The sequence below is a fragment of the Micromonospora endophytica genome (assembly GCF_003236305.1).
Taxonomy (GTDB): domain Bacteria; phylum Actinomycetota; class Actinomycetes; order Mycobacteriales; family Micromonosporaceae; genus Micromonospora; species Micromonospora endophytica.
Genome location: NZ_POTX01000303.1, coordinates 1 through 5,920, shown reverse-complemented (window position 1 = coordinate 5,920; position 5,920 = coordinate 1). Strand labels below are relative to the sequence as shown.

Sequence of the window (5,920 nt, the reverse complement as noted above, 5' to 3'; positions counted from 1 at the left end):
GGCTTGGGCACGGGGGTGGTCGGGGTCGGTGCCGCCGACGGCGAGCGGGCTGGCGCGGAGACCTGGCCGGGGCGCACCGGCCGGGTGGACGAGACCCCGCCGACCGACGATCCGGCCTCCGGCACCGACGGCGACACTCCGGGGACGGTGACCTCCGCCGCCGGCGTCAGGCCGACAGGCGAACGGCCGGTCCAGCCGGGTGGGCCGTCGGCGTCGACGACCGGCGGTTGGGCCGTCGGCCAGAGCATGGTGAGCATGAGACCGAGTACGGCTGCGGCCACGCCGGCCAGCATGAGCCGGTGCGACAGGCGGCCATCGCCGTGATGTGCCGGCTCGGCGGGGATGACCGCAGGTGGGCGTACGGCAGCCGGTTGCTTCTCGCGGAGGTACGGGACCGCGGGTAGCGCTGGTTGTGCCGGGGCTGCCGGCAGAGCCAGTCGTCTCGGCTGCGGGACGGTGGCGTGCGGGTGGTACAGCCACGGACCGATCCGGAGTTCTGGTTCGGGTCGGGGCTTGTGCGGGGGTGAGTGCTCCATGACCTCGATCCGGCGAGGGATGCCGTTCTGCCGACGGCACAGGACGTCGATTATGCGTGCCGCGTGTCGTCTTGCGCCATGCCTGGTGGGGTGCGAAGTCAGCCGGTTACGCATAGCAGATCAACAGGCGTCGCGGGCGTTTTCCACAACCGCCTCGGTTATCCACAGATCGGTGATGTGGGGCGGCGTCGGAGGCGGTCGCGGCGGCAGGGTTCGGCTCAGCGAACCCGTGCCGACCGTTGGAGGCCGCGATGCCGTCCCGTACCTCCCTTCCGCCGCACCGGCGACCACCCCTGGTCGTCACGGCGGACGGTGACCTGCTCGACGATCTGCTCCGGCTCGCCGCCGCCGGTGGGGTCGAAGTGGAGGTCGCCGCCGACTCGGCCGCCGCCCGGACCCGCTGGCAGCCCGCCCCGCTGGTGCTTGTCGGCAGCGACCAGGCCCAGGCCTGCCTGCGGGCGCGGTTGCCCCGGCGGTCCCGACTGGTTCTGGTGGGCAGGGCCAGCGACATGGAGCCCGGCTGGCAGGTCGCCGACCTGCTCGGTGCCGAACACGTAGCCGTCCTGCCGGCGGCCGAACCCTGGCTGGTCGACCAGTTCGCCGAGTGCGGAGTCGACGGGGCGATGCCGGCCCGGGTCGTCGCCGTGGTGGGTGGTCGGGGCGGGGCAGGAGCGAGCATCCTGGCCGGCGGGCTGGCAGTCACCGCCGCCCGCGCCCGGCTGCGTACCCTCCTGCTCGACGCCGATCCGCTCGGCGGCGGCCTCGATCTGGTGCTCGGCTGGGAGCAGTTGGAGGGGCTGCGCTGGCCGGCACTCACCGGCGCCGATGGCCGGGTCGACGCGCCGGCGCTGGTCCGGGCGCTGCCCAGCCGAGGCGACCTGGTGGTCCTCTCCTGGGACCGGGGTGACGTGCTCGCCGTCCCGGCCGAGGCGATGGCGGCCACTCTCGACGCCGCCCGGCGGGGTCGCGAGTTCGTGGTGGTCGACCTGCCCCGGCAGTTGGACGACGCGGCCGTGACCGCCCTCCAGTCGGCCGACCGGGCGTTCGTGGTGGTGCCGGCCGAGCTGCGGGCGACCGCCGCGGCGGCCCGGGTGGCGGCGGTCGCCGCACCACACTGCCACGACCTCTCGGTCATCGTGCGCGGCCCGGCGCCTGGGCGGCTGCGGGCGGCCGAGGTGGCTCGGGCGCTGGGTCTGCCGCTGGCCGGCACGCTGCGCCCGGAGCCGGGACTCTGCCGTGGGTTGGAGCGGGGCGAAGCGCCGGCCGCCGGTGGGCGGGGTCCACTCGCCGACCTCTGCCAGCGGATCGTCACCGAGCTGACCGGCCAGGCTCCGGCCGGTGCGGCATGACCGAGGAGAACCTCGCCGCCCGGGTACGGCAGCGGATCGCCGCCGCCACCACGCCTGTCACTCCGGCCGCGATCGTCTCGGCGGTACGCGCCGAGCCGACCGCCGCCGTCCTCGGCGACACCGCGCTGCTGCGCATGGCCGATCAGGTACGCGACGACCTGGTGGGGGCCGGACCGCTCGCCCCGCTGCTTGCCGACGCCGAGGTGACCGATGTGCTGGTCAACGGAAACCGGGTGTGGGTCGACCGCGGCCAGGGGCTGCATCAGGTGCCGATCCCACTGGGCACAGTGGACGACGTCCGCCGGCTTGCGCAGCGACTCACCGCCGGTGCTGGTCGCCGCCTGGACGACGGATCACCGTACGCGGACGCGCGACTGGCCGACGGCACACGACTGCACGCCGTCCTGCCGCCGGTGGCGACCGACGGGCCGTACCTGTCGTTGCGTACCTTCCGGCAGCGCCCCTTCACCCTCGACGAGATGGTCACCCAGGGCACGGTGGCCCGGCCGGTCGCGCCGGTGCTCGCTGCGGTGGTGGCGGCCCGGCTGGCGTACCTGGTGATCGGCGGCACCGGTTCCGGCAAGACGACCCTGTTGAACACGCTGCTCGGGCTGGTGCCGGCCACCGAACGGATCGTGCTGGTCGAGGACGCCGCCGAGCTGCGCCCGGTGCATCCGCACGTGGTCGGGTTGCAGGCGCGGACGGTGAACGTCGAGGGTTCCGGCGCGGTCGGCCTCAGTGACCTGGTCCGGCAGGCGTTGCGAATGCGCCCGGACCGGCTGGTGGTGGGCGAGTGCCGAGGCGGGGAGGTGGTCGATCTCCTCGCCGCGCTCAACACCGGGCACGACGGTGGTGCCGGGACGCTGCACGCCAACGCCCCGTCGGACGTACCGGCCCGGCTGGAAGCGCTCGGCATGCTCGGCGGGCTGCCGCGTCCGGCGCTGCACGCCCAACTGGCCTCGGCGCTCCAGGTGGTGTTCCACATTCGCCGTACGCCCCAGGGGCGGATGTTGGAGTCGATCTGCCTGCTGCTGCCCGAGGGGCCGGACCGGCTGATCACCACCGTCCCGGCCTGGATCCGGGGGCGCGGGATCGGCCTCGCGGCGCGGGCCCTCGGCACGCTGATCAGCAGCCGGGACGTGCCGGTGCCACCGATCCTCTGCGAGCCCTGGCCCGGATCGCCGGGCCCGTCATGAGCGGCGGCTACTGGTGGCTGCCGGCACTGCTGGGGCTGGCAGTCGTCGCCGCGTGGATGGTCCACAGGTGGCGGGCGAGGTCGAGTCGGCGGGACGGGGAAGACCCCCTGGTCGACTGGGTCGTCGCGTTACGCGAGGCGGACGTCACCCCGGACGCCACCCCGGACGTCGCCTTGGATGCCACGCCGGAGGCGCCCGGACCGCGCGGGCCGTTCTGCGTCGTCCAGCGCCGGTTCGAACCAGGTAGGTCGGCGATCGACGCCGGGCCGGCGGGCACCTCCCGGCCACCGGGTGCCGGTGGCAGCCGCCGCCCGCCGGTCCCCCTTCTCGCCGGATCGCCCATGGGCACGGGTACGTCAGCCGCCGGGAGACCCGGACCGGACCAGCGGGCGGCAGGGCTGGCGGGCGACCTGCGGCCCCCTCGGCCACCGGTCTCCGGTGTGCCGGTGCCCGTGCCCGTGTCGAGTGGACCCGTGTCGACGGGGAGCGGCCTGGTGTCGACGTTGAGCGGGCCGGCATTGACATCGAGCGGCTTGGTGTCGACATCGAGCGGCCCGGCATTGACATCGAGCGGCTTGGTGTCGACATCGAGCGGGCCGGCATTGACATCGAGCGGCTTGGTGTCGAGGGCGGGCGGGCTGGTGACGTGGTCGATGCCGCCGCGACGCGCCCTGCTGTTGACCGTGCTGCTCGGCGCGGGACTGGGCGGACTGCTCGCCGGCGCGGTGGCGGCGGTCGCGCTCGGCGGGTACGGCGCGCTGGGGGCTCGGGCACTGCTGCGGCACGGTGCGGCAGCGCGGTCGACCCAGGCCCGTCGCGACCGGTTGGACCAGCTCTGCGCCCTGGCCGCGGACCTGCGGGCCGGGCTGCCGGTCCCGGTGGCCGCCGAACGTCTCGGGCTCACCCACTCGGCCGCGCCGGCCTCCGCCGAGCCTGCCAGGGCATCCGCGGCGGTGCTCCCCGCGGGGCTTGCCAGGGCATCCACTGCGCCGGTCCCCGCGGAGCCTGCCAGCGCATCCGCTGTGGCGGCAGCCCGGCCTCCCGGATCCGGCGATAACGGTCGGCCCGGTCACAGCACCGGCGACGTGCTACCGGACCGGCCTGGACGGCTGGCCCAGGCCGCGGTACGACTGGCCGACAGCACCGGCGCACCCCTGGCCGAGTTGGTCGAGCGGATCGAGGCCGACGCCCGGTCGACGGACCGGGGACTGGCTGCGGCGGCGGCTCAGGCGGCCGGGGCACGAGCCACCGCGTGGTTGCTGGCCGCCCTGCCGCTGGGCGGCATCGGCCTCGGCTACGGCATCGGCGTGGACCCGCTTGAGGTGCTGCTGCACACCCCGATCGGCGGCAGCTGCGCGATCGTCGCCGTCGCACTCCAGGTGGTCGGGTTGCTCTGGGCGGATCGCCTCGGCGCGGTGCCGGCCGGTGTGGGCTGATGTCCATCCTGATCCTGGCTGCCGGTGTCGTTTCCGGTGCCGTCCTGCTCGCGGTGCTGGGGATGCACCGGTACCGCCCGCTACGCCGGTTACGCCGGCTGGCCCGTACGCCGTCGAGCGGCCCGGTGCACCGCCGGCTCGACACCGTCCGACTGGTCGCCGGGCTGGCCGGGGTGGCAGTGGTGGTGCTGGTCGAGGGCTGGGCCGGCCTGGTGGTAGCGCTGCCCACAGTGGTGCTGCTGGATCGGTTGCTCCGGCGGATCGAGCATCCGGCCGTACGGGCCCGTCGGCTGCGGGCCACCGCCGACCTTCCGCTCGCCGCTGACCTGCTGGCGGCGGCGCTGCGCGCCGGTGCGCCGGTGGAACGTTCGGTGCTCGCGGTTGCCGACGCGCTCGGCGGGCCGCTCGCCGAGCAGCTCAGCCGGGTCGGCCGGACGTTGCAACTCGGCGGTGTGCCGCAGGAAGCCTGGGCGCATTTGGCCCCGGTGCCAGGTGGGCAGCGCGTCGCGACCGCCGCCATCCGCTCGGCAAGCAGCGGGGCCGCTCTGGCGGGGGCCCTGACCCGACTCGCCGACGACCTGCGGGCAGACCGGGCCATCGCGATCGAGGCGGCGGCCCGTCGGGCCGGTGTGCTGATCGTGCTGCCGCTGGGCCTGTGTTTCCTGCCCGCCTTCATTCTCGCCGGTCTGGTGCCGGTGATCGTCGCCGTGCTCGGCGACGTGTGGTGACCCATCGAGAAAGGACGAACACGTGCGCAGAATCCTCGCCCGCCTTCGCGGAGACGCCGGCATGAACACCGCGGAGTACGCCGTCGGGACGCTCGCGGCAGTTGCCTTCGGCGGCATCCTGCTCAAGGTGCTGACCTCCGACAGCGTGCAGTCGGCACTTGCCGCAGTCATCGACCGGGCGCTGAAGTGACCGGGCGCCGGCCGGCCGGTCGCCGGACGAGCCGGTCGGGGAAGCCGACCGGCCGCGACCGGGGTTCCTTCACCGCCGAGATGGCGGCCGGTCTGCCGGCGCTGCTGCTGCTCCTGCTCGCCGGTCTGACCGCCGTCAACGCGGTGAGCACCAGAGCGGCCTGCCTGGACGCGGCCCGGGAGGCGGCGCTGGCCGCCTCCCGGGGCGACGACGGCGCGTCGGCTGGCAGCCGGTACGCACCGGCGGACGCGGAGGTGACAGTCGTACGCGAGGGCGACCGGGTCCGCGCCACAGTTCGCGCCCCGGTCCGGGTGCTCGGCGGCGACCTGCCGGCGATCACCGTGCTGGGCGTGGCCGTGGCGGTGGCCGAACCCGGCCCACCGGAGCCGCAGCCGTCGCGCGATGAGTCGTAGCCGGCGGTGTAGGAACCGGAGGGCGACCACGGGCTGGGCGCGGGGAGAGCGCGACATGGGCGGGGAAGACGC

5 protein-coding genes and 2 pseudogenes are annotated in these 5,920 nt (G+C 75.0%); 6 read left to right on the top strand and 1 reads right to left on the bottom strand.

The genetic code is table 11. The features are described 5' to 3' along the window. Positions 1–536 (bottom strand): annotated as a pseudogene (locus C1I93_RS31285) (hypothetical protein); the annotation flags it as partial. Positions 537–787: 251 nt separating this feature from the next. Between C1I93_RS31285 and ssd the strand changes: the two are divergent. The 6 genes and pseudogenes from ssd to C1I93_RS27435 all read left to right on the top strand — a co-directional run bounded on the left by ssd (position 788) and on the right by C1I93_RS27435 (position 5,848). Then, positions 788–1,885: a septum site-determining protein Ssd gene (ssd, locus tag C1I93_RS27460; RefSeq protein WP_111246176.1), complete on the top strand. Its 1,098-nt coding sequence runs from the start codon at positions 788–790 to the stop codon at positions 1,883–1,885. Next, positions 1,882–3,081, top strand: coding sequence for a TadA family conjugal transfer-associated ATPase (locus tag C1I93_RS27455; RefSeq protein WP_111246175.1), 1,200 nt, complete (start codon positions 1,882–1,884; stop codon positions 3,079–3,081). The genes ssd and C1I93_RS27455 overlap by 4 nt, the downstream gene beginning before the upstream one ends. Positions 3,082–3,704: 623 nt before the next feature. Next, a pseudogene (locus C1I93_RS33340) lies at positions 3,705–4,517 on the top strand (hypothetical protein); the annotation flags it as partial. Beyond that, positions 4,517–5,245: a type II secretion system F family protein gene (locus C1I93_RS27445; protein WP_111246174.1), complete on the top strand. Its 729-nt coding sequence runs from the start codon at positions 4,517–4,519 to the stop codon at positions 5,243–5,245. The pseudogene C1I93_RS33340 and the gene C1I93_RS27445, both read left to right, overlap by 1 nt. Positions 5,246–5,306: 61 nt before the next feature. Continuing rightward, complete coding sequence (locus C1I93_RS27440; protein ID WP_249412428.1) at positions 5,307–5,435, top strand: DUF4244 domain-containing protein; 129 nt, start codon at positions 5,307–5,309, stop codon at positions 5,433–5,435. Positions 5,436–5,515: 80 nt separating this feature from the next. Further along, entirely contained in the window at positions 5,516–5,848 is a 333-nt protein-coding gene (locus C1I93_RS27435) for a TadE family type IV pilus minor pilin (RefSeq protein WP_111246177.1), read from the top strand. The last annotated feature ends 72 nt before the right edge of the window (positions 5,849–5,920 follow it).